Genomic DNA, 22,229 nt, shown 5'->3' on the forward strand with positions numbered 1-22,229 from the left:
TTGTTCGGAATGCACGAGCCTAAAGTTGGACACTCTGCCGCAGCGCGGACACATACCCGCGAGGTCGGAGGCAGTCGGCAACGTGTCGGGATCAGCCATCGATCACCTTTCTGGGGGCAACGGCACGCCCGCGGCGCGGTTCTTGCGCGAGAAACCGCAGAATAGCCGGTCTTCGGGACTCCCCTGCACACTCTGGCTTTGTCGGCAGGTAAACCTCCGAGCGCGGCTACGCCTCCACATAAGCCTGTGCTAGGACGCTGCCGGCTATTCCCCATTTGCAATCGCGACGATAGGGCAGGCGCGTAACCGGGAATTCCAGCGAGGATCGACAACGGCGGCGTTAATATCATCTGGGGGCTCACCCATATCGGCGGTCCGATTGAGGTGCACAAAATGCCAGATCTATTGCCACCCAAGGTGGTAGGAGAACTAACTGCACTCAATTCGACGGTCAGGGTTGAAAACCACCAAGCCGCAACTACGCTGCGGCTCTGGGTCAATGGCACTGAGATCGGCGCTAAGCAGGGCGCATCCGCCGGCCGGGATGAGGTCGCGGTGAATCCGGCATATCTGCCCCTGCAGGTCGGTGCTGCGATCACTGCGACGCAAGAGGACGGGCAAGAGGTCAGCGCCCCGTCGCCGGATGCGGTTATCGTGCAGGCGGTTCCTTCCACCTTGGGTCAAGCTCAGGTGGTAGGGGTCGTGTATGCGTGCGCGCAGAATGTTCGCGTATCCGGTCTGACCCCTGGGGCGCGATTCGAGGTACACCAGCCCGGCGCCGGCGGCGCGATCGGAGCCGCCTCGCTGCGTGGACACGGTCAGACATATAACGGTTCGGCGGCCTGCCAACTGGACCCCGCTGTGAGCACCGGCCCTTTGATTGTTCGTCAAATCGCTGGAGGGCAGACCTCGGATGCGCGCTATCCGATGCCAATAGTCACGGTGCCGTTCGGCGACGACCGCAAATTGCTGTCCGCCACAGTAACTGGAGCACTCGATTGCGGATGGTGTGTCGATCTCGACGGCACGATCAATGGCGTCGACACCACGATCACCCGTGAACGGGCAGGAGTATCAGTCGAATTCTTCGGTGTTGCCCGCGACGGGCATACGCAATTCTGGATGCCTGAGCCATTCCAGGCCGGCGATGTGGTATCGGTTACGCACGAGGTATCGCCGAGGTGTGAAATCGCGCCAAGCGACCCTTCCGAGAAGTTTGAGGTTGTGCCGCGCGTCATTCATCCTCCGCTGATCGTGCCGCCGGTATGCCGCGACGCCACCGAACTGCAGTTGCTCAACGTGGAGGCCGGCGCCGACTACACGGTGTTCGCGATCTACACGACCGCAGATGGGGATGTACAGCAGGTACTGGGACGGGGAAGTTTTCCAGCGCCCGAACCCGAGTCGACAATTCCGATAAACTCGGTCCAGCAGCACCCAGCGCAACTGCCCGATTCACCGCCGCGGCTGGCGATATCGCAGACCGCGTGCGGTTGGACCAGTCAATTGTCGCCAGCGGTGCCAATGGAGCCGCTAGGCGCACCCGTACAGCCCACACTTCCCGATGAACATCTCTGGGCTTGCGCGGCATACGTGAGGGTCGAGGGCGTACGACCCGGTTCGTGGGTCAGTGTGCATTCGAGCTTTCGCGGCGGGCGGCTCGACGACCCTTCCCAATGGATGGGCGGTCGGATCGGACGAGTAAAGGCCACCGCTCCCACGGTCAGTGTGCCGACCTCTGGCCTCATCGTCGGTGACACGGTGTGGGCATGCACGGTTGGCTGCCAAGAGTCGGTCATGCACTCCGATCCCCGGCCCGTCGAATCTGACCGAGAAGCACCATTGCGGAATCTGGTGATCGACGATCCCGTGTACCCAACCGACACAGCCGTGGTGGTGGACCGGCTGGTAGTTGGTGCTCGGGTTGTTGTTCGTGTAATTGGCGACAAGCATCCCGGCGGACAGACATTTTGGTCGTCATACGCGTGGGCAGACCGGATCCCGATCTATACAGGTCAGCTGTTCGAACACGACCAAATCACCGTGTTTCAAAGCCTGTGCCATCCCGATGCCACGGAGAATCAAAGCAACACCGTCACAGTACAACTGGGAACCCTGTCGGTGTCGATTGCCCCGCACTCGGTGGAACAGAACGCAGTACGCAACATGTTGGTGACTGCGACTGATCCACAACGCAATTCGGTACCGGTCGCAGGTGATGTGTTGATTTCCGGCAGCGTCGTCGCTCAAACCAACAAGACATTCCCATGGGCTGCGCCAGGACAGGGCAATTCGGTACCTGTCCAAGTCACAGCTCCCGGCTACTCGCCGTGGGCCGGAACGATCAGTCTCACCACGCCCGTCAAACCAACCGGCAGCACCGACGGTGGCGGCAGCAATCCCCCGAAGCCACCGACCCCGCCAAAAGTGCCGAGTTGTACCTACACCTGCAAGCCTCTGCCTGGAGGCGTTGAATTTGTGGTCACCGGAAAAGATTTCCCCACAACACCGCCCGGTAGTTCGGTCACTATTACCGCAGAGTTCGATGGCATCTACACCGCTTTCGGTCAGACGCACATCTGTGGCGAGGAGGCTCCGGGTACGGGAAGTTATGGGCCCTACTACGTGGGCGCTGACGGAAGCTTCACCACGCCAGCGATCACGGTCTTATACGGGTGCCAGCCGACATGTTCGGTGCGGGTGGTGGTGCACGCTAGCAGCGTTCCTCAGAGCCAGATCGGGACTCCGGCGAGCCCGTACTGCAAGTGCGTAAACAGCTAGGCGCCCGGCCGCAGCCTGCCCTCGCCTCGGCGACGACCCCCGGGCCGGGGCAGCGTCAGCACCGGCCAGCCATGATCGGCCGCCGCGGCAACCAGCCGCGGTCGCGGGTTGACCGGACGAGGATGCCCGACCAGCCGCATCAGCGCACCGTCCTCGTCACCGTCGGCATAGAAATAGCTGCCGGCCAGCTCGATCTGGTTGGCGCGGCAAAATTCCTGCACGGCAGTGGCTTTACGTGGCCCCCAGATGATCGGCTCCACGATGCCACCAGTCAGCCGGCCCTGACCGTCGGTCTGGAAGTGGTTGCACAGCACATGGTCGATCCCGAGGTGACGCGCCACCGGCTCGGCATGGATGGTCAAGGCCGAGGAACTCATCACGACGGTATGGCCGCGGTCCTGGTGCCGACGCACCACCTCACGCATGTGCGGGTAGAGCCGCCGGGCGATCCGATTCTCGAACAGGTACTCGCCCAACTCGTCGAGTTCGACGAGCGATTCACCGCGCAGGTACCCGGCCGCGCGCACCAACAGCCGTTCGAACGGCATCCGGCCGATCCGATAGCGCACCGAGGCCTCGACGATCCCGGCGATCTCACCGAACGCCGCCTGTCGGCGCCGGATGCGATGCCCGGCGTGCGCGGTCGCGGTGAAGCCGTCCACCAAGGTGCCGTCGAGGTCGAAGAACGCGCCGACCTGCGCCCCGCCCGGACCGAACCCGATCTCCTCGAGTGATTCGGGTGGCGACAGCGTGCGGCCCATGCAGCTAGTACACCAAGCAGGTACGACACCCGGCCAGTCGGAGTGCCATTCGTCGCCGAACTGACACGAATCTGCCGGGTCGTGCCCCCAACGGGCCCTCGGTGGTACTAAACTAGAACACGTTCCATTTCTGTCCCGAGCCCATCCGGCCGAGGACTCCCAAAACCGCACCATCACTACAAGGAGCTGGAGAATGCACACCGCACTCTGCGACGAGCTCGGGATCGACGTCCCGATCTTCGCGTTCACCCACTGTCGCGATGTCGTGGTCGCCGTCAGCAAGGCCGGTGGCTTCGGCGTGCTCGGCGCCGTCGGGTTCACCCCCGAACAGCTCGAGATCGAGCTCAACTGGATCGACGAGCACATCGGCGACCACCCGTACGGCGTGGACATCGTGATCCCGAACAAGTACGAGGGCATGGACGCCAACATGTCCGCCGACGACCTCAAGGGCATGCTGCAGTCCCTGGTGCCCCAGGAACACCTCGACTTCGCCAAGAAGATCCTCGCCGACCACGGCGTGCCGGTCGACCACAGCGACGACGACGCCCTGCAACTGCTCGGCTGGACCGAGGCCACCGCGACACCGCAGGTCGAGATCGCGTTGAAGCACCCCAAGATGACGCTGATCGCCAACGCGCTGGGCACCCCGCCGAAAGACATGATCGACCGCATCCACGCCGAGGGGCGCAAGGTGGCGGCGCTGTGCGGTTCGCCGACACAGGCCCGCAAGCATGCCGACGCCGGCGTCGACATCATCATCGCCCAGGGGGGCGAGGCCGGCGGTCACAGCGGCGAGATCGGCTCGATCGTGTTGTGGCCCCAGGTGGTCAAGGAGGTGGCCCCGGTTCCGGTGCTGGCCGCCGGGGGTATCGGCAGCGGCCAGCAGATCGCCGCGGCCCTGGCGCTCGGCGCCCAGGGCGCCTGGACCGGATCCCAGTGGGTCATGGTCGAAGAGAGCGAGCACACCGAACAGCAGCACGCCGCGTACGCCAAGGCCACCAGCAAGGACACCGTGCGCAGCCGCTCGTTCACCGGTAAGCCGGCCCGCATGCTGCGCAACGACTGGACCGAGGCCTGGGAAAACCCGGACAACCCGAAGCCGCTGGGCATGCCGTTGCAGTACATGGTGTCCGGCATGGCCGTCGCGGCGACACACAAGTACCCCAACGAGAGCGTCGACGTTGCGTTCAACCCGGTGGGTCAGGTGGTCGGCCAGTTCAAGAAGGTCGAGAAGACCTCCGCGGTGATCGAGCGCTGGGTGCAGGAATACCTGGAGGCGACGGGCGCGCTGAACGCCCTGAACGAGGCCGCGGGCGTGTAACCCGGGTCAACATGAAACGAATGGCTGCGAAATCTCGCGATTTCGCAGCCATTCGTCGTTTTCAGAAGCTCGCGGCCTGTCAGGGCAGTGGCACCGGCGCGGCGCCGGGAGCAGCGGGCACCGGTGGTGCCGGGACAGCCGGGGCAGGCGCTGCCGGGGCTGCGGGAGCCGGCTGGCCGGGCGCTGCCGCCGGGGCAGGCGGCGCGGCCGGCGAGAGCGGCACGTTCGGGCCCTGGATCTCGTTCGGGACGGGCGTGTTCATCCCGCGTTGCGCCAGGCCGAGGATCAGCGCCTCCTTGCCGCTGATCTCTTGGCTCTGCACGGCATGCCACAGATCCTTCAGGTAGCTCAAGTTGGGAGTTTCAGTTCCCTGCCCGGTGGGGTCCATCGTCGCTCCGGGCGGCAGCGCATCCGGGCTGGCCAGGTGCGGGATCCCCTCGGCCGCCGGGGCCGGCTGATCTGCGGCCACGGGCGCGGCCGCGCCCGGTGCGGCCGGTGCCGGAGCCGGCGCGGGAGGCGCCGGCGGGGTGCCCGGATCCGCGGCTGCCGAGGCGATCACCGACAAGGCGACGGCCGGCCCTGACACACCGCACGCCAAGGCGAACACGAACCTTCGGATATCGACACGCATCTTCGATGGCCTCCTGCTGTTGCTCCGGGGACAGATGGTAGCGCTGAGTGCATCGCAGCGCTCGTCCAACCGTTACAGCGCAGCGATGGGAACACGTTCCAATACCAACGTCGTGAGAGTTTTCGGAACCGGCTCCGAGGCGGCCCACCTGTGGTGTAGCAATGGCTTAGGCCACGACACCTCATCTACACCGCATCGTTGCGAGGAGCGCGCACGCCATGCCGACCTTGAACCTCCCGCCCGGATTCGACTTCACCGATCCCGACATCTATGCCGAGCGACTCCCCGTCGAAGAACTAGCCCAGATGCGCCGGCTCGCACCGATCTGGTGGAACGAGCAGCCGATGGGTCGGGGCGGTTTCGACGACGGCGGATTCTGGGTCGTCACCAAACACAAGGACGTCAAGGAGGTCTCGCTGCGCAGCGACGTCTTCTCCAGCCAGGAGAAGACCGCGCTCCCGCGCTACCGGGACGGCAGCGTGCAACAACACATCGACCAGGGCAAGTTCGTGCTGCTCAACATGGATGCCCCCCACCACACGCATCTTCGCAAGATCATCTCTCGGGCCTTCACCCCGCGCGCGGTCGAACGCCTCCGCGCCGACCTCGCCGAACGGGCGCACGCGATTGTCCAGGCAGCCGCCGCCGAAGGCTCGGGCGATTTCGTCGAGCAGGTGTCGTGTGAACTGCCGCTGCAGGCGATTGCCGGTCTGATGGGCGTGCCGCAGGAGGATCGCAAGAAACTCTTCGACTGGTCCAACCAGATGGTGGGCGACCAGGATCCGGAGTTCGCCTCCAACGACGCCGTCAGCGCCTCGGTCGAATTGATCATGTACGGCATGCAGATGGCCGCCGAGCGGACCAAGAATCCGGGCGACGACCTGGTCTCCACGCTGCTGCAGGCCGACGTGGAGGGCCACAAACTCTCCGACGACGAGTTCGGCTTCTTCGTCATCCTGCTCGCGGTGGCGGGCAACGAGACCACCCGCAATTCGATCACCCAGGGGATGATGGCGTTCGCCGACCACCCCGACCAGTGGGAGCTCTTCAAACACGAGCGTCCGGCCACCGCCGCTGACGAGATCGTGCGGTGGGCCACGCCGGTGACGTCATTTCAGCGGACCGCATTGCGCGACACCGAGTTGGCCGGCGTGCCGATCAAGAAGGGGCAACGGGTGGTGATGTTCTATCGCTCGGCGAACTTCGACGAAGAGGTGTTCGCCGACCCGTTCCGCTTCGACGTGTTGCGTGATCCGAACCCGCACGTGGGTTTTGGCGGCACCGGCGCCCACTACTGCATCGGGGCGAACCTGGCCAGGATGACGATCGACCTGATCTTCAACGCCATCGCCGACGGGATGCCCGACCTGGCGGCACTGGCGGCGCCGGAACGGCTGCGGTCGGGCTGGCTCAACGGCATCAAACACTGGCAGGTCGACTACCGCGGCGGGGTCGGATAGTCGATGATCGAACGCCAATAATCCTCCGGGATCTCGGTGTTCGAGCGCAGCACGATCGCCAGGCCCGTGGCCATGGCGATGCCGAGCACACCCAACCACAGACCGGCGGCCGCGATCGCGATCCAGAGCGCGGTTGTCAGCGCCGGCCACGGCGACACCACCGCGAGCACCGGCGCAAAGAAGAAGCCGGCCCCCACGTAAGCCGCCGAACCGGAGCGGTCGGCGGCCAGCACGAAGTGCAGCCAACCCGGTATCCGTTGGGACGACTCAGATCTGCCTCGCATCTCTTCCTCCTCGGGTCGCCGGACTCCTCTACGGTGACCCCGACGGGGTAACCGCGGCAATTACCCGTCAGGTAGTGGTGAAGACGTGCGCCGTGGGCGAGACTCGGGTGGTGACGAGCACCGAGACGCGCAGCCCGATCGGCTCACTGATGCGCGACTGGCGGCTGCGCCGTCGAATCAGTCAGCTGGACCTGGCCATCGAGGCCGACGTTTCGGCACGGCACCTCAGCTTCATCGAAACCGGGCGGTCGGTGCCGAGCCGGCCGATGGTCCTGCGTCTCGCCGAGGCTCTCGGCGTTCCGCTGCGAGATCAGAACCAGCTGCTGCTGGCAGCCGGGCTGGCGCCGGTCTACGCGGAGCGCACGCTGGACGACCCCGAGATGAGCGCGGTGCGCGACGGTGTCACACAGGTTTTGGACGCCTATGATCCGTTTCCGTGCGTGGTGATCGACCGCGGCTGGAATCTGTTGCAGGCCAATGCTGGTACTGCCCTCATGCTGGGCGGCGTCGCGCCTCATCTACTGTCTCGGCCCAATGCATTGCGCATCACCCTGCACCCGGAGGGGATGGCCCCGCGGATCCGGAACCTGGCCGAGTGGCGTCATCACTTGATCAGCCGGCTCCGACGGGAGGTCACGGTGAGCGGCTCGATCGAACTGGCCGGCCTGCTCGCCGAGGTCGAGGCATACCCGGGCGGCATGGAACCGGTCCGCGATCTCGGTGGGGTGGCCGTCCCGCTCGAACTGGCCGGCCCGGATGACACCGTTCTGACCTTCCTGAGCACGGTCACCACCTTCGGCACCGCCCTGGACCTGACGGCCGCCGAACTGAGCATCGAGGCGTTCCTGCCGGGCGATGACGTCACCGCCGCCGCGGTACGCGCTGGTCTTACCACTTGACCTCTTACCAGTGCCTTGGCAGCATGGCCGTATGGCGCTGCAACCGGTAAACCGGCGGTCCGTCCCCGAGGACGTCTTCGAACAAATCGTCACCGAGGTGCTCAGCGGACAGATGCAGCCGGGCGAGCCGCTGCCCAGCGAACGTCGACTGGCCGAGGTGCTGGGAGTCTCCCGGCCCGCGGTCCGAGAGGCCATCAAACGCCTGACGGAAGCCGGATTGGTCGAGGTGCGGCAAGGTGACTCCACCACCGTGCGCGACTTCCGCAGGCACGCCGGGCTGGATCTGCTGCCCCGGCTGTTGTTGCGTGCCGGTGAGCTCGATGTCAGCGTGGTGCGCAGCATCCTGGAAACCCGACTGCACAACGGACCCAAGGTCGCCGAGTTGGCCGCCCGTCGCGCCGGCCCCGAGCTGGTCACCGCGCTCGGCGCGACCGTCGACATACTGGCGGCCGAACCCGACGCCGTCGAACAGCAACGCCATGCGCTGGCATTCTGGGACCAGGTCGTCGATGGCGCGGATTCGATCGCATTCCGCTTGATGTACAACACCCTTCGCCAAACCTACGAGCCGGCGCTGCCCGCGTTGGCCACCATGATGGCCGCCGAGGTCGGCCACCCCGAGGCCTACCGGCGGATCGTCGAGGCCATCGCGGCGGCCGACCCGGCGGCGGCTCGCGATGCCGCTTCAGCCCTCTTACAGCCGGCCACCGAAGCGCTCATGGCCGCCCTTGACGCGATGGAGGAGAACCGGTGACGCGCAACGTTTTCACCCTCGGTGACGCAGCCCGGGAGTTCATCAGGCACCCCTCCCCCTGGATGATCGGCACCGCACTGGTCGTCAGCGCCGCGGCGCGCTGCGCGGTCGGCGAATGGCAGCTCTCCGACGCGCTGGTGCCGGTGGTGATGCTGGCACTGTTCCCGTTCTTCGAGTGGACGGTCCATGTAGCCGTACTACATTGGCGGCCACGCAAATTCGCCGGGGTGACCATTGATCCCATGCTGGCCCGCGACCATCGCCGCCACCACGTCGACCCCCGCGACATCGGCCTGGTCTTCATTCCGTGGCAGGCGTTGCTGTGGATCCTGCCCGTCGCGACAGCGGTTGCCTTCCTGGCGTTCCCGCGGCCCGGTCTCGGGCTGACCTTTCTGTCGTTCCTGACCGTGCTCGGCGTGTGTTACGAATGGTGCCACTATCTGATCCACACTGACTACAAGCCGAAAACCGCCTTATACCGTGCAGTTTGGCGCAACCATCGGCAGCACCATTTCAAGAACGAGCACTACTGGTTCACGGTGACCACGGCCGGAACTGCCGATCGGGCGCTTCGGACGCATCCTGATCCGGCGACGGTACCGACGTCACCGACAGCCAGGAACCTCCACTCGGCTATGCCTGCACGACGATAGGGTCGCCCACGTGCACGTTGTTGAAGTACCAGTCGGCGTTGTCCGGGCTCAGGTTGATACACCCGTGGCTGACGTTGGCATAGCCCTGTGAGCCGACCGACCAGGGCGCACCGTGTACATAGACACCACCCCACGTCACCCGGACGGCGTCGTAAACGGTGAGCTTGTAGCCCTCGGGATCGCTCAGCGGAATACCGATCGTGCGCGAATCCATCACCACGACAGGTTCTTTGGACAATGCGGTGAAGGACCCGATCGGGGTCGGATGCTTCGGCTTGCCCATCGAGGCCGGCATCGTCCGGACCACCTCGCCATCGATGCTCACCGTGAACGTGTGCGCGTCGATGTCTGCCACGCCGAGCACCCGCGACCCGGTCTCGAAGCTGGTCTTGGCGCCACCCGCGGACACCGAGATCGTCGAGTGCGCGGGCCAGTACTGGTCGGGCTGCCACTGCATCACATCGTCACTGAGCCAGGTGAAGGTACCCGTCGGAGTCTCGGTCGAACTGATCCGCAGGGTGCTCTGCGCCGCGGCGCGGTCGGTGACCGGGGCATCGAAAGTGACCGTCAGCGGCATTGCGACCCCAACCACCGCCCCCGGGGCCGGCTCGATCGTGGCGCCGGGCTCGGGCGTGCTCACCGCGGCTGCCGCGACATTGACGGTGCTCGCCGCAGCGAGGGTGGCGACACCAATCGCCGCAAACACTTTCAGTACCGACGCTCGAACGGTTCCGAATGACGACGATGGGACGCTGTGCATTACACCAGTGTAGGTGCTCTCCGGGACTGCCCCCTGGAGGCGCAGTTTGGCAGCACGGGCGCGGTGTTCGCCGTGGCGCGGTGAGTTGCCCATGGTCAATTCATCGACATATCAGGTCAGAACGTTTCACCACCCGCGTCAACAGTCGCATCGAGCGGCCGGGAAACGGTCAGGGAGCAGCCGGAGGGGGTTCCTCGGGCTGGGGCGCCGCGGGCAATGTCTCCGGCGCGGGAGGCGGTGTCTCCGGCGCCGGAGGCATCGCTTCGGGTGCGGGAGGGACGTTTTCGGGCACCGGCTCCGGCAACGGCGTCGGAGCGACCTCGGGTGCGGGCGGCGCCTGGTCCATCGGCGTCTGATCCGGTGCAGCAGGCGCCGGTACCGGCTCAGGTTCCGGGGGCGGTTCAGCGATGGTTTCGGGTGACGACGACGGCGACTCGGGAGACACCGGGTCCGGGCTCGGGACCATGGGCTCCAACGGGGCGGTCGACAATCCGGCGTCCTCCGGCGGCGCGGTACCGGCCTGGTCCAGTACGTATTCGGGTTCCACTGCCGTCTGCTCCACCGACTCGGGCATCGGCGGTGGATCGGGCGCCGGCGGCGGAGGAGCCGGGATGACGACGGGGGGCGTGGGGGGCACCGAGACCGAGTCGCCCGAGGTGCTCACAACCGGGCGCGTGGTCCGCTGCGGCGTCGGCTCGGCGCCCGGCACCAGCTGTTGGCCGATCGCCACGGACAGCGACACCGCGAATGCGACCACGCCACCGACCAGGATCGCCAGCGGGGTCAAGTGCGTGGCAGCCCAGCGCCGGCCGATCCCGATCGCACCGTCTTCACCGAACACCGCACGTCGCTGCGCCGAGGCCAATGCCGCTCCGCGTGCCAACGGCAAGCCGGGTTCAGCCGGCGTGAACACCGGGACGTCAAGCGCGCGTTCCACTTTCGGTAGAACGGAATCAAGGTCTACTGCGGACCCGACGACGACCAACGCGTCCGGACGGCGCTCGGCCTCGTCGAACATGACCGACAACCACTCCGTCAGGCCGGCCACCGTCTCGATGCCGCGACTGACCGTGGTCTGTACCTGATCATCGTCGGTCACCGTCATCGCCTGCACGACATCGGGTTCCAGCACACATACGCCTGTCGTGTCGAATCCGACGATTCCGGCCACCCGCCGCGCCAGCGCGTCGGTGGCCTGGGGTAACCGAACCGGAACCACTTCTGCGATCTCGGCCTCGGCCAATTTCGACAACAGCATCGCCGCTTCGGCGCCCGACCCCGAACTCCACGTGACACCGACGGCAGCCAACCGCTTACCACGCTCTGCCGCAACCCTTTCGGCCCGCCGAGCCGCGACCACAACCTGGTCGCAGATCTCGGCGGTTCCCGACGACGAATAGCCACGAATATCAAAGGCGTGGTGGTCGACGGTCGCTCCGTCGGCCTCGCAGCCCTCCACCAGGACCAGGCCGACGGTGGACGGTGTCATCGAAACACCGAGCACCACCGCGTCCACATGCACCCCCTCGGAACCGTGGCCGTCGTCAGAACATTTCCAGTGACATTACCGGGTGGCAACAGCGCCTCTGACCGCTGTGTCGTCGGCGCCTGGACGCCGGCCACAACGAAATGTGCTGTGCCGCAAAACAGCCAGTACACGAACAGATACCGGTTTGCCCCGATGCGTCAGCCTTGACGATGACGCAGATCGTGGCCGAGAATCTCGGTCAGCAACGGCGGCTCGATGTTGCCTCCCGAGATGAGGACGACAGCGGGTCCCGCCGGAGCTGCGGCTTTGCGATAGCCGGCCAATGCCACCGCGCCGCTGGGTTCGGCAACCAGGTGTGCCTGGTTTGCCAGTTCGGCCACCGCGTAACGGATCTCGCTTTCGGTCACCGTGATGACATCGTCGACCACCCGCTGCAGGTGGGCGAACGTCAACGCCGACGGGGTGGCGCGCAATCCGTCGGCGATCGTTCGATTCCGTTGCGCCGCAGTCCAGTTCACCTGATGGCCGGCAGCCAGGGCTTCGGCGGTGTCAGCCGCGAGCTCTGGCTCGACACCCAACACCTTGGCCTCCGGACACAGCGCACGAATGGCGGTACCGACCCCCGAGGCCAGGCCGCCACCGCTGATCGGGACGAACACGGCGGCGACGGCGGGCAGATCCGCGGCGATCTCCAGACCGATCGTGCCCTGACCGGCGATGATGTCGAGATGGTCGAATGGCGGCACGAGGACACCGCCGGTGCGCTCGACCAGTTCGGCCGCCACCGCCTCCCGCTCGCCAGACTGGCACAACACGACGTTCGCCCGGTGGTCGCGGGTGGCCCGCACCTTGACCGACGGTGTCTCCACGGGCATCACGATGTGGGCGGGCACACCGTACGCCGCGGCCGCATAGGCCACTGCCTGGGCGTGATTACCGCTGGAGTAGGCCACCACTCCCCTTGCCCGTGCGGCGGGATCGAGCCGACCCAGCGCGTTGAACGCGCCGCGAATCTTGAATGCGCCGATCGGTTGCAGGTTCTCCGGTTTGAGCCACAGCGGCCGGACCCGATCACCCCAGCGAGCGGGTATCAGCGGGGTCCGCACGATGTCGGGGGCGATCCGGCGGGCGGCGGCGTCGATGTCGTCGAGGGTCACCAACTTCACGCCCCCAGTCTCACCGGTCGCCGGAACCGGCGAAACTCGAGACTGCGGCACGTCTCCGACTTTCATCGAGGAACATCTCGCCGGTGAGCTTTGCTCAGCCCGACCGTCAGCCGACCCACCACGGCAACCACGACCAGCGCCAGCAGTGCCGACAACCATGGCCATGCTCCGTGGCGGTGCACCCAGCCCGCGAGCGCACCCTGCAGACGCCCCGCTGCGGCAATCACCGGATCGTCGGGATCACCTGCGGCAGTGAACAACTCGATCTCGTACCAGCCGTAGTAGGCGACATAGACCCCGACGACGATCAGGAGCGCGCCACTGAGCCGGCCGACGTAGGGCACGATGCGCCGCAACCGGTCGACGACCACGGTACCGGCCATCGCGGCGCTGACCGCCAACACGCCGACCACAAGCGCGAAACCCGCGGCGTACGCGGCGAACAACGCAACCTCATGCCACGCGGCATTCGATTCCAGCGAGGCGCCGGTGACCGCCAGGAACGGGCCCACGGTGCACGACAGCGACGCCAGCGCGTATCCCACGCCGTAGCCGGCCATCGAACCCAGTCCGGCAGACGGCGCCGAACCGGCGCGATGTGTCACCACTCCAGGTAGCGACAATCCGAGTCGGCGGCCGGCCAACAGCCAGCCGCCGAGCAGGACCAGCACGCCACCGATGAGAAAGGTGACGTAGGGCAGATAGCGTTGGACGGTGCCGGCGGCAGCGACCGTCAGCAGTCCGAACACGCCGAACACGGCGACGAAACCCGCCGTCATGACCGCCGTGGCCACCAGCGCGCGACCGACGGCGCTCAATGGGCCGCGTGAGGACGGGCCGAGTGATGATGGGCCACGCACCACCAAGACGAGATATCCGGGTAGTAATGCGAAGCCGCAGGGGTTGAGCGCCGCCACCAGGCCGGCGGCGAACGCCAACCCCACCAGGTTGTCCGCCATGCCCGGCGACTAGCTCTGCAGGGCCGCGACCCGATCGGCGAGTTCTTGCTCGGGCATGGCCGAGGTCGGGTTGTTGACGAACGTCGAGGACCCGTCCGAACGGTAGAAGACATAGGCCGGCTGCCACGGGACGTGGTACCGGGCCCAGATCGATCCGTCGGCATCGTTGAGGTTTGTGAAGTTCAGGTGGTATTTGTCGATGAAGCCCTGCATCGCCCCGACGTCGGAGTGCGCCGCCACGCCGACGAAGCTGACCTGCGGGTTCGCCGCGGCAACCTGACTCACCGACGGAGCCTCGGCGTTGCAGAACGGACACCAGGGCGTCCAGAACCACAGCACTGCCGGACGGCCGGCCAGGCTCGACCCGGCGAACGGGGCGCCTGACACGGTGGTGCCGGTGAACTGCAGGCGATCATCGGCGGCCGCGGTCGGGGCGGCGACCAGCGCCAGCAGCAGGGCGGCCACACCCAGCACACCGGCCACGGCGGGTCCGAGTCGCATCCTCATGGCATCGTCTCCTTCGCTCAGGACGCAGCGCACGGACGGTGCGCTCATGAGTTGACACGACCGTGGGCGCCGCCGGGTTCACCGATGGGCAGGCGCGGCTCTTGTGCCGAGTCGCCGAGCGGTCCAGAGTGAGAAAATGAGCGAGCAATGGATTCAAGGGTGCTTGGTCCAGCGGATCACGTTTCGTGAAGGCCTGGTGCTCAACCTGAACGACTACAACGAGCTGGTCATCTCGGTACCGCTGGAGCTCACGCTGCCGGCCACCGAGACCGACGATTCCGAGGTGGTCCCGATCGACCCACAGGCACTGCGTAACGAGGTGCGCCCACTGTTCGATTTTGCCGGGCAACGCTGCACGCACGCCGACTGGGAGGACGACGGTAGCCTGCATCTGATTTTCTCCGACGGCCACCGGATCGATGTGAGTCCCGACGAGCACCGCACGTCGTGGGAGCTCTACGGCAAATATCACGGGTATGCCGCGTGTCTGGCCCACGGACGGGTGCGCGTCGTGCGCCACGACCAAGACGACTTGGAGCCGGGCGACGCCGGCCAACCCACCCGCGGGAGCGGTTGACCGGCGCACCGGGCATCAGTTCACGCCCACTCCGATGATCGGCACCCAGACACCGAACAGCCACACGCCCCACTGCCGGAACCCGTTGTCCCACACGGGGTTCAGGTTGTAACCCCAGTAGTTGACAGTCCGCGGCAGCGGACCGCCGCGCCAGTGCAGCGGAGGCGGCGGACCCCAGCCCCACGGCGGTGGCCCGTTGCGGTCGTCCCACCAGTCATGGCGATTGTTGGCCCACCAGGGACCTTTGTCGTCCCAGTGGTCACGGCGATGATCGAACTCACGCCCCGGCGGACCACCATCGCAGAACGGGAAACAGTCGTCGTGGCCGTGCCCCGGCTTGAGCGGAGCCGGCACCGTCGGCGCTGCCGCGGCCACCGGTGCCCCCGCACCCAACGCTCCCAGCGTCAACACCGCCGCCACGAACTTCGTCAGTTTCATTCCTGAACCTCCTGAGGTCGTGACCCGGCGCCGGCGGTCCCCCAATGATCCGGCGCCGCAACGTTTTGCCAACCCGCACGGCTGCGAGCGGTGATACGTGCACCCCGATGGGGTATCGCGCTCGCCGATCCCAGCGTTACCCACTGCCGGGGCCGGTTGCGCTCTACGCTGGCTGAGATGGGTATTGCAACGCGCGTCAACGGGGCTCCGCCGCCCGACGTACCTCGCGCCGACATCGAGCTCGGTTCGTGGCGGTTCTGGCGCAATGACGACGATGTCCGCGACGGAGCGTTCGCGACGCTGCGCCGCGAAGCGCCGATCTCATTTCAGCCGGCCTCCGCCGAGGACGGATTTCCCGAGAGCCACGGTCACTGGGCGGTGACCCGATATGACGACGTCTTCTACGCCAGCCGCCACCCTGACATCTTCAGCTCCGCCTCGGGCATCACGATCGGCGACCAAACCCCGGAACTGGCAGAGTATTTCGGTTCGATGATCGCCATGGACGACCCCCGCCATACCCGATTGCGCAACATCGTCCGCAGCGCATTCACTCCCCGGGTGGTGGCCCTGATCGACGATTCGGTGCGTGACCGCGCCCACCGCCTGGTGACCGAGATGGTGACGCAAAATCCCGACCGCTGCGCCGACCTGGTCACCGAATTCTCCGGCCCCCTTCCCCTACAGATCATCTGCGACATGATGGGTATCCCCGAGGCGGACCACCAACGGATCTTCCACTGGACCAACGTGATCCTGGGTTTCGGCGACCCGGACCTGACCACCGACTTCGACGAGTTCATCTCGGTCGCCACGCAGATCGGCGCGTACGCGACCGCACTCGCCGACGAGCGCCGTTGCGCACCCGCCGAGGATCTGACGACCAGCCTGGTACAGGCCGAGGTGGACGGTGAACGACTGACCTCGGCCGAGGTCGCGTCCTTCTTCATCCTGTTGGTGGTCGCCGGGAACGAGACCACCCGTAACGCGATCAGCCACGGGGTGCTGGCCCTCACGCGTTACCCCGAACAGCGCGAGCTGTGGTGGTCACGTTTCGACGAGCTCGCCCCCACCGCGGTGGAAGAGATCGTCCGCTGGGCATCCCCGGTCAGTTACATGCGCCGGACGGTCACGCGCGACACCGTGCTGGGCGAGACGCCGTTGCCGGCCGGTGCGAAGGTCACGCTGTGGTACGGATCGGCCAACCGGGACGAGTCGAAATTCGTCGACCCGTGGCTGTTCGACGTCACCCGCACGCCCAACCCTCATCTCGGATTCGGCGGTGGCGGAGCGCACTTCTGCCTCGGGGCGAACCTGGCGCGGCGAGAGATCACCGTGGCTTTCGAGGAGCTGCACCGCCGATTGCCCGACATCGCGGTGACCGAGGAGCCCGACCGATTGCTGTCGTCGTTCATCCACGGCATCAAGCGCATGCCGGTGGCCTGGAGCTAGGTTTGTCCGGCTGTGGTGCGGGCACCCTCCCAGCGAGCCAACCACAGAACGGAGGGATCCATGCACTCCGAGCGTTTCCGGTCGCTCTTGACCTCACAGGGGCCGTACGGATCGGTCTACTTCGACAACTCACACGACACCGCCGATGCCGCCGCCCAGATCGACTTGAAATGGCGCGGCCTGCGCAGCGACCTCGAACGCCAGGGCGCGGGCCCCGAACTGCTCCGCCGGCTGGAAGACGCCGTGACCAGCGAGCGCCCTTCGGTCGGCCGAGGTGGTCGTGTCGTCGTGGCCAACGCACAGGCGGTACTCGTAGACGAGCAGTTCACCCGCAGCGACGGGGCGCCCCAGGCCCGGTTCTCCGAGCTGCCCTATGTGCTGCCCGCGCTTGCCCACGGGTGTGAGCGGCCCGGTTATCTGGTGGTCATCGTCGATCACACCGGCGCCGACGTCGAAGTGCACCATGGCCGCCCCGATGGCGGCGCGGTCACCACCGTCACGGTCGACGGCGACGGTTACCCGGTGCACAAGGCCGGTCGTGCCGACACCCCCGGTTACGGCGATCCGCAGTCCCACACCGAGGAGAACCGGGCGAAGAACATCCGGACCGTGGCCGACCAGGTGGCGGCTCTGGTCGACGAGGAGAAGCCCGAGGCCGTGTTCCTCGTCGGTGAGGTGCGCTCGCGAACCGACCTCGTCGCCGAACTACCCGATCGGGTCACCGAACTGGTGGAGCAGCTGCAGGTCGGTGCCCGGCACAGTGGCTTCGACCGTCAAGCCCTGGACGAGACCATCGACGCGCGGTTGGAGCAGCGACAACACCACCTGGATGCTTCTGTCGCACAACGTTTCTCCGCTGAGTTGAGTCGACACTCCGGCCTGGCCACCGAGGGGCTGCCCGGGGTGTGCGCGGCGTTGCGTGAAGGTGCCGTCGAGACCCTCATCCTCGGCGACCTCGGTGATGCCACCGTGGTGAGCACCGACGACCTGGCCACGATCGCGCCGAACCCCGAGGTGCTCTCCGAACAGGGCGGTGCACCGACCCACGTGCTGCGTGCCGACGAGGCGCTGCCGATGGCGGCGATCTCGATCGGCGCCGACCTCATCGGGATGCCGGGGACCTACTCCCCCACCGACGGCGTCGCAGCGGTGTTGCGCTACGCGCCCCGGCAACCGGCCGGCGTCAGCTGACGGTCAGCGTGCCGACCATCGCGGGGTGGTACAGACAGTAGAACGTGTACTGCCCCGGCTTCTCCGGCGCCGTGAGCGTCGCGCGGTCCTTCCCGTCGACATGGACGTCGAACACGCCCTTTTCGCGGGACGTCACCGAGTGTTCGACCTCGTCATCGTTGACGATGTTGATCTGGGTGCCCGGGGCGACCGTGAGTGCCTTGCTGAAGCCCATTCCCGCGATCGTGATCGTCGGACCGCCCGGCGCGGGCTGGACGGCGGATTGCTGCGGCCCGGTGTGCTCGGCTTGGCCGCACGCCACGATGAGCCAGGTGCCCAGGCACACCGCCGCCACCACCATCGCAAGTCGATTCATCCGTGCCCCCTGCGTTGTGTCCCGACAGGCAATTATCGGTTCTCGGGGCGGTGCGAGGTGGCCGAATCTGCTGATCGGCCCACGAGGACCCCGCCGGCGAAGGCCGCCACGAGCACGCCGATGATCACCCAGGCCAGCACACTGGAACCACCGACCAGATCGCTGAGGTTGGTCAGGATCAGTGCCAGCGCGCCGAGCAGCCCGGCCAGACCCAGTGCCGGGGCGACCCGCACCCGCCACAGCGACAGGCCATGCCGATCACGACGGAAGTACACCAGCACCGCGATGCTGGTGGCGACCATCAGGAGCACGACCCCGACCGTGGTGGCGCCGGCGAACCAGGTGTAGAACTGGGCGGCCGGATCCAGCCCGAACACCACAGCCAGCGCGACGCTGACCGCGACCACACCCGAGATCCACAACGACGCCCGGTGCGGCGAGCCGTGCCGATCGTGCGGTCGGCTCAGTACCGCCGGCAGCACATCACGCTGCGACAGCGCGAACACGTACCGCGAGGCCACGTTGTGGAACGCCAGGATGCAGGCGAACAGGCTGGTGAAGTACAACACCGTGATGATGTCAGCCCCTACCGCACCGATGTAGCGACGGGCGGTGTCGCCCAGGAACGTGGCACCCGAATCGGTGGCGTGCGTGACGGCCTGCTCGTCACCCCAGCCGGAGATCAGCGCCCAACTGGTGACGGCGTAGAACACCCCGATCAGGACCAGCGCCAGGTAGGTGGCACGGGGAATGGTGCGCTCGGGGTCGCGGGCCTCGTCCCGGAATATCGCGGTGGCCTCGAACCCCACATAGCTGATGATCGCAAACAGCAGCCCGATCCCGAGCGAACCGGACAGAACCGCAGCCGGATTGACGATGCCCGAGGACAACCCGTGATCACCCCCACGCACCACGATCACGAGATCGAGCACCAGGACGATCACGATCTCGGCGGTGAGCAGGATTCCCAGTACCCGACTGGACAATTCGATGTTGCGGTAGCCCAGATAGGTGGTCACCGCGAATGCCACCGCGGCGAACACCCACCACGGAAGGCCGGGGCCGCCGGCCAGTTCGAGAACGGACGCCCCGGCCGGGCCGAGCAGTCCGTAGACGCCGGCCTCCAGCGCCACGTAACTCACCAGCGCGACGAACGCGATCCCGATGCCCGCGGGCAGGCCCAGGGACTGCCGGACATAGGAGAAGAAGGCGCCGGCTTCCTCGACATACGGGGTCATCGCGGTGAACCCGACGGCGAACAACAGCAGCACCAGGGTGGCGGCGATGAACGTCGCGGGGAACCCCGTTCCGTTACCCGAGGCGATGCCCAGGGGCACGACACCGCCGATCACACCCAGCGGGGCGGCGGCGGCGACCACCATGAAAACGATCGAGGCGATGCCGAGGTTGCCGCGCAGCTGCCGGCCGGCCGGGGACGGTGGGTGGCCCAACGATTCCGGGACCGTGATGATTTCGGACATGGGCGACCGTCCTTCAGACAGCGGGTGCGTGGATATGACCCGCGGAACATAGGGCCGGGCCGTGCAGCTGCACCAGATCTCGCGTCACCGTGCGCAAAATTCGCGTTGCTAGGTGCCGCCCAGGACGTCGAGCATGCCGGCGGCGGCCCGTGGCCAGGTGAACTGTTCGGCACGCCGCCGAGCACTGTGGCGCCGTTGGGGTTCGGGACGGCTGATCACCGTGGTGACCGCACGGGCGATGGCGTGCGCGTCGTTGTCCGCGGTGGCCCCGCTGTCCGCGGTGAGGATCTCGGCGAGCGCCGAGGTACGTGACACGACTGCGGGCGTTCCGCAGGCCAGGGCTTCCAGCGCGGCCAGACCGAACGTCTCGTGCGGGCCGGGCGCAAGCGCCACGTCGGCCGAGGCCAAGATGGCCGCCACGGTGTCACGACAGCCGATGTACCCGGTGAACGCGACCGGCAGGCCATCGGCGTGCCGTTCCAGACGGGCCCGCAGTGGACCCTCGCCGACCACCACCAGACGGGCGTCTACGCCTGAATCCCGAAGAGCGGCAACGGTGTCGATGCTTCGGTGAGCGTGTTTCTCCACCGACAGCCGACCGCAGTGCACGAGCAGGGTCTGTTCCGGGGCGGCCCACCGGCTGCGCATCCTGGCCGAGCGGCGTCGCGGGTGGAACTGCTCGAGGTCCACCCCCAACGGCACCGTCGCGACATTGTGCGCGCCGATCCGGTCGAATTCTTCACGGGCGAACGCGGTCGTGCACACGACCGCGTCGTAGTTCACCGCGCTGCGCCGATTGGCGAAGTCCGCGACGGCCCGGGCGGCCGCCGCCGGGAGCACCTGACCGACCAACCGGTCCAGCCGTTCATGCGAGATCATCACGGTGGCCACGCCATGGTGGCGGCCCCACGGGCCCAGCGACCGTAGGGTCAACCGGTCCGACACTTCGATGGCGTCGGGTCGCAGCCGTTGCAGCAGCGCCGTCACCGGACCGGGAAGTACCGCCCGGTAACCACCGGTGAACGGGATGAGCCTGGCGGGCAGCGCAATTCGCACGACGCCGCTGGGCAGCACGTGCCGCCGCGGCCGCGCGCCGGGCACGACGAGGAACACCTCGTGTCCCAGGGCGCGATATTCGGCGCCGAGCCGGTCGACCGCGGTGCGCAGCCCGCCCGAGCGCGGGCCGTAGAAGTTGGCGACCTGGACAACCCGCATGCCCCGATCAGAACCGGGCCGCATGTGCGGTCAACAACGCCGTCGCGACCGTGGCCTGAACAGCCGCTGAACAAGCCCTGGGCGATCAGACGAAATGCCGAATCGCAGCGGTGGAACCGTACGCGGCGGATACTCATCCGATGGGCTGCTCACCGGACCCGGATGCGCTGGCCGGACGCGTCGCCGTGGTCGCCGGGGCCACCCGCGGTGCCGGTCGCGGTATCGCCGCCGCGCTCGGGGAAGCGGGTGCGACGGTGGTGTGCACCGGCCGGAGCAGCAGATGTGGGAGCCGCGATTCCGACTACGACCGGCCCGAAACCATCGAGGAAACAGCCGAATTGGTGTCAAAACTGGGCGGAACCGGTGTCGCCGTGCAGGTCGACCACCTCGATGTGACGCAGGTGCGCAAGCTGGCCGGGCGGCTCACGGCCGATTACGGTCACATCGACATCCTGGTCAACGACATCTGGGGAGCCGAGGTGCTCAAGGGGCCCCCCGACACCTGGGGCCGGCCGATGTGGCAGCACGACCTCGACGACGGGTTGCGGATGCTGCGCCTGGGTTTGGACACCCACCTGATCACATCACACTGCCTGCTGCCGCTGCTCGCCGACCGCCCCGGCGGCCTTCTGGTCGAGATCACCGATGGCACAACAGAATTCAATGCCGACAATCCACGTCTCTCGGTGTTCTACGATCTGGTCAAAAATGCGGTCAACCGGCTGGCCTTCAGCCATGGGTACGAGCTCGCGGCATTCGGCGCCACCGCGGTGGCGGTCACACCGGGATGGCTGCGCTCGGAGATGATGCTCGACAACTACGGCGTCACCGAGGCCAACTGGCAGCGTGCCCTGGATCTGGCCCGCGCCGACGGTTACCCGGCCGCACCGCCCGGTTTCGCCGAGTCGGAATCGCCGCGCTTCGTGGGGCGTGGGGTGGCCGCGATGGCCGCCGACCCGGACCGGGCCCGGTGGAATCAGCGGTCGGTCAGCTCGGCGGCATTGGCCCGTCATTACGGATTCACCGACCTCGACGGGCGGCTTCCCGACGTATGGCTGCCGCTGTAACCGCACGTCAGCGCGTTGCCGCCGC

At 66.9% G+C, this 22,229-nt stretch carries 22 protein-coding genes; 10 read left to right on the top strand and 12 right to left on the bottom strand.

Annotated features, from left to right (window positions below; all coding sequences use genetic code 11):
• Window positions 1-393: 393 nt before the first annotated feature.
• Entirely contained in the window at window positions 394-2,781 is a 2,388-nt protein-coding gene (locus A5740_RS28295; RefSeq protein WP_139335071.1) for a hypothetical protein, read from the top strand.
• Here the strand turns inward: A5740_RS28295 and A5740_RS11125 are convergent.
• The gene (locus A5740_RS11125) at window positions 2,778-3,542 is read right to left on the bottom strand and encodes an HAD family phosphatase (RefSeq protein WP_076194018.1); all 765 of its coding nucleotides are present in this window, start codon (window positions 3,540-3,542) and stop codon (window positions 2,778-2,780) included. The two genes, A5740_RS28295 and A5740_RS11125, sit on opposite strands and share 4 nt — an antisense overlap.
• A gap of 193 nt (window positions 3,543-3,735) precedes the next feature.
• On the opposite strand from A5740_RS11125, the gene A5740_RS11130 reads away from it, so the two are divergent.
• A complete protein-coding gene (locus A5740_RS11130; RefSeq protein ID WP_076194019.1) occupies window positions 3,736-4,866 on the top strand; it encodes a nitronate monooxygenase in 1,131 nt (376 codons plus the stop codon).
• A 79-nt stretch (window positions 4,867-4,945) separates the two neighbouring features.
• On the opposite strand, the gene A5740_RS11135 is transcribed toward A5740_RS11130, so the two are convergent.
• Window positions 4,946-5,497: a hypothetical protein gene (locus A5740_RS11135; RefSeq protein ID WP_076194021.1), complete on the bottom strand. Its 552-nt coding sequence runs from the start codon at window positions 5,495-5,497 to the stop codon at window positions 4,946-4,948.
• A gap of 218 nt (window positions 5,498-5,715) precedes the next feature.
• Between A5740_RS11135 and A5740_RS11140 the strand changes: the two genes are divergently transcribed.
• A complete protein-coding gene (locus A5740_RS11140) occupies window positions 5,716-6,957 on the top strand; it encodes a cytochrome P450 (RefSeq protein WP_076194023.1) in 1,242 nt (413 codons plus the stop codon).
• On the opposite strand, the gene A5740_RS11145 is transcribed toward A5740_RS11140, so the two are convergent.
• Window positions 6,936-7,241, bottom strand: a complete 306-nt coding sequence (locus A5740_RS11145) for a hypothetical protein (RefSeq protein WP_076194025.1) — start codon at window positions 7,239-7,241, stop codon at window positions 6,936-6,938. The genes A5740_RS11140 and A5740_RS11145 overlap by 22 nt on opposite strands.
• Window positions 7,242-7,390: 149 nt before the next feature.
• On the opposite strand from A5740_RS11145, the gene A5740_RS11150 reads away from it, so the two are divergent.
• From A5740_RS11150 to A5740_RS11160, 3 genes are read left to right on the top strand one after another with little or no spacing between them, the layout of a single operon-like run.
• Complete coding sequence (locus A5740_RS11150; protein WP_371454746.1) at window positions 7,391-8,140, top strand: helix-turn-helix domain-containing protein; 750 nt, start codon at window positions 7,391-7,393, stop codon at window positions 8,138-8,140.
• Window positions 8,141-8,171: 31 nt separating this feature from the next.
• Window positions 8,172-8,894: a FadR/GntR family transcriptional regulator gene (locus A5740_RS11155; protein ID WP_076194027.1), complete on the top strand. Its 723-nt coding sequence runs from the start codon at window positions 8,172-8,174 to the stop codon at window positions 8,892-8,894.
• Window positions 8,891-9,547: a sterol desaturase family protein gene (locus A5740_RS11160; RefSeq protein ID WP_076194029.1), complete on the top strand. Its 657-nt coding sequence runs from the start codon at window positions 8,891-8,893 to the stop codon at window positions 9,545-9,547. The genes A5740_RS11155 and A5740_RS11160 overlap by 4 nt, the downstream gene beginning before the upstream one ends.
• Here A5740_RS11160 and A5740_RS11165 read toward each other — a convergent pair.
• The 5 genes from A5740_RS11165 to A5740_RS11185 form a co-directional block, all read right to left on the bottom strand.
• Window positions 9,528-10,307 carry a L,D-transpeptidase family protein gene (locus A5740_RS11165; protein WP_076194147.1) on the bottom strand — a complete coding sequence of 260 codons (780 nt, stop codon included), beginning with the start codon at window positions 10,305-10,307 and terminating at the stop codon, window positions 9,528-9,530. The genes A5740_RS11160 and A5740_RS11165 overlap by 20 nt on opposite strands.
• A gap of 169 nt (window positions 10,308-10,476) precedes the next feature.
• On the bottom strand, window positions 10,477-11,796 hold the full coding sequence (locus A5740_RS29350; RefSeq protein WP_139335072.1) for a hypothetical protein: 1,320 nt from the start codon (window positions 11,794-11,796) through the stop codon (window positions 10,477-10,479).
• A gap of 197 nt (window positions 11,797-11,993) precedes the next feature.
• Window positions 11,994-12,962, bottom strand: a complete 969-nt coding sequence (locus A5740_RS11175; RefSeq protein ID WP_076194032.1) for a threonine/serine dehydratase — start codon at window positions 12,960-12,962, stop codon at window positions 11,994-11,996.
• A gap of 62 nt (window positions 12,963-13,024) precedes the next feature.
• Window positions 13,025-13,921 carry a cytochrome c biogenesis CcdA family protein gene (locus A5740_RS11180; RefSeq protein WP_076194034.1) on the bottom strand — a complete coding sequence of 299 codons (897 nt, stop codon included), beginning with the start codon at window positions 13,919-13,921 and terminating at the stop codon, window positions 13,025-13,027.
• Window positions 13,922-13,930: 9 nt separating this feature from the next.
• The gene (locus tag A5740_RS11185; protein WP_076194149.1) at window positions 13,931-14,428 is read right to left on the bottom strand and encodes a protein disulfide oxidoreductase; all 498 of its coding nucleotides are present in this window, start codon (window positions 14,426-14,428) and stop codon (window positions 13,931-13,933) included.
• Window positions 14,429-14,564: 136 nt separating this feature from the next.
• Here A5740_RS11185 and A5740_RS11190 point away from each other — a divergent pair, with 136 nt between their 5' ends.
• The gene (locus tag A5740_RS11190) at window positions 14,565-15,005 is read left to right on the top strand and encodes a DUF6188 family protein (protein WP_076194035.1); all 441 of its coding nucleotides are present in this window, start codon (window positions 14,565-14,567) and stop codon (window positions 15,003-15,005) included.
• Between the two features lie 15 nt (window positions 15,006-15,020).
• Here the strand turns inward: A5740_RS11190 and A5740_RS11195 are convergent, their stop codons facing one another.
• Window positions 15,021-15,443, bottom strand: coding sequence for a hypothetical protein (locus A5740_RS11195; protein WP_076194037.1), 423 nt, complete (start codon window positions 15,441-15,443; stop codon window positions 15,021-15,023).
• A gap of 177 nt (window positions 15,444-15,620) precedes the next feature.
• Between A5740_RS11195 and A5740_RS11200 the strand changes: the two genes are divergently transcribed.
• Both A5740_RS11200 and A5740_RS11205 read left to right on the top strand, forming a co-directional pair.
• Window positions 15,621-16,895, top strand: coding sequence for a cytochrome P450 (locus A5740_RS11200; RefSeq protein ID WP_076194039.1), 1,275 nt, complete (start codon window positions 15,621-15,623; stop codon window positions 16,893-16,895).
• Window positions 16,896-16,955: 60 nt separating this feature from the next.
• A complete protein-coding gene (locus A5740_RS11205; RefSeq protein WP_076194040.1) occupies window positions 16,956-18,086 on the top strand; it encodes a hypothetical protein in 1,131 nt (376 codons plus the stop codon).
• Here the strand turns inward: A5740_RS11205 and A5740_RS11210 are convergent.
• From A5740_RS11210 to A5740_RS11220, 3 genes are all read right to left on the bottom strand, one after another.
• Complete coding sequence (locus A5740_RS11210; RefSeq protein WP_076194042.1) at window positions 18,079-18,441, bottom strand: cupredoxin domain-containing protein; 363 nt, start codon at window positions 18,439-18,441, stop codon at window positions 18,079-18,081. The two genes, A5740_RS11205 and A5740_RS11210, sit on opposite strands and share 8 nt — an antisense overlap.
• 32 nt (window positions 18,442-18,473) lie before the next feature.
• Window positions 18,474-19,922 (bottom strand): APC family permease, encoded by a 1,449-nt coding sequence (locus A5740_RS11215; RefSeq protein ID WP_076194043.1) that lies wholly within the window; start codon window positions 19,920-19,922, stop codon window positions 18,474-18,476.
• Window positions 19,923-20,030: 108 nt separating this feature from the next.
• Complete coding sequence (locus tag A5740_RS11220) at window positions 20,031-21,137, bottom strand: glycosyltransferase (protein ID WP_076194045.1); 1,107 nt, start codon at window positions 21,135-21,137, stop codon at window positions 20,031-20,033.
• Window positions 21,138-21,277: 140 nt separating this feature from the next.
• Here A5740_RS11220 and A5740_RS11225 point away from each other — a divergent pair, with 140 nt between their 5' ends.
• Entirely contained in the window at window positions 21,278-22,204 is a 927-nt protein-coding gene (locus A5740_RS11225) for an SDR family oxidoreductase (RefSeq protein ID WP_076194046.1), read from the top strand.
• Window positions 22,205-22,229: the final 25 nt, after the last annotated feature.

This window comes from Mycobacterium sp. GA-1841, from assembly GCF_001954135.1.
In the GTDB taxonomy this organism is placed as follows: Bacteria; Actinomycetota; Actinomycetes; order Mycobacteriales; family Mycobacteriaceae; genus Mycobacterium.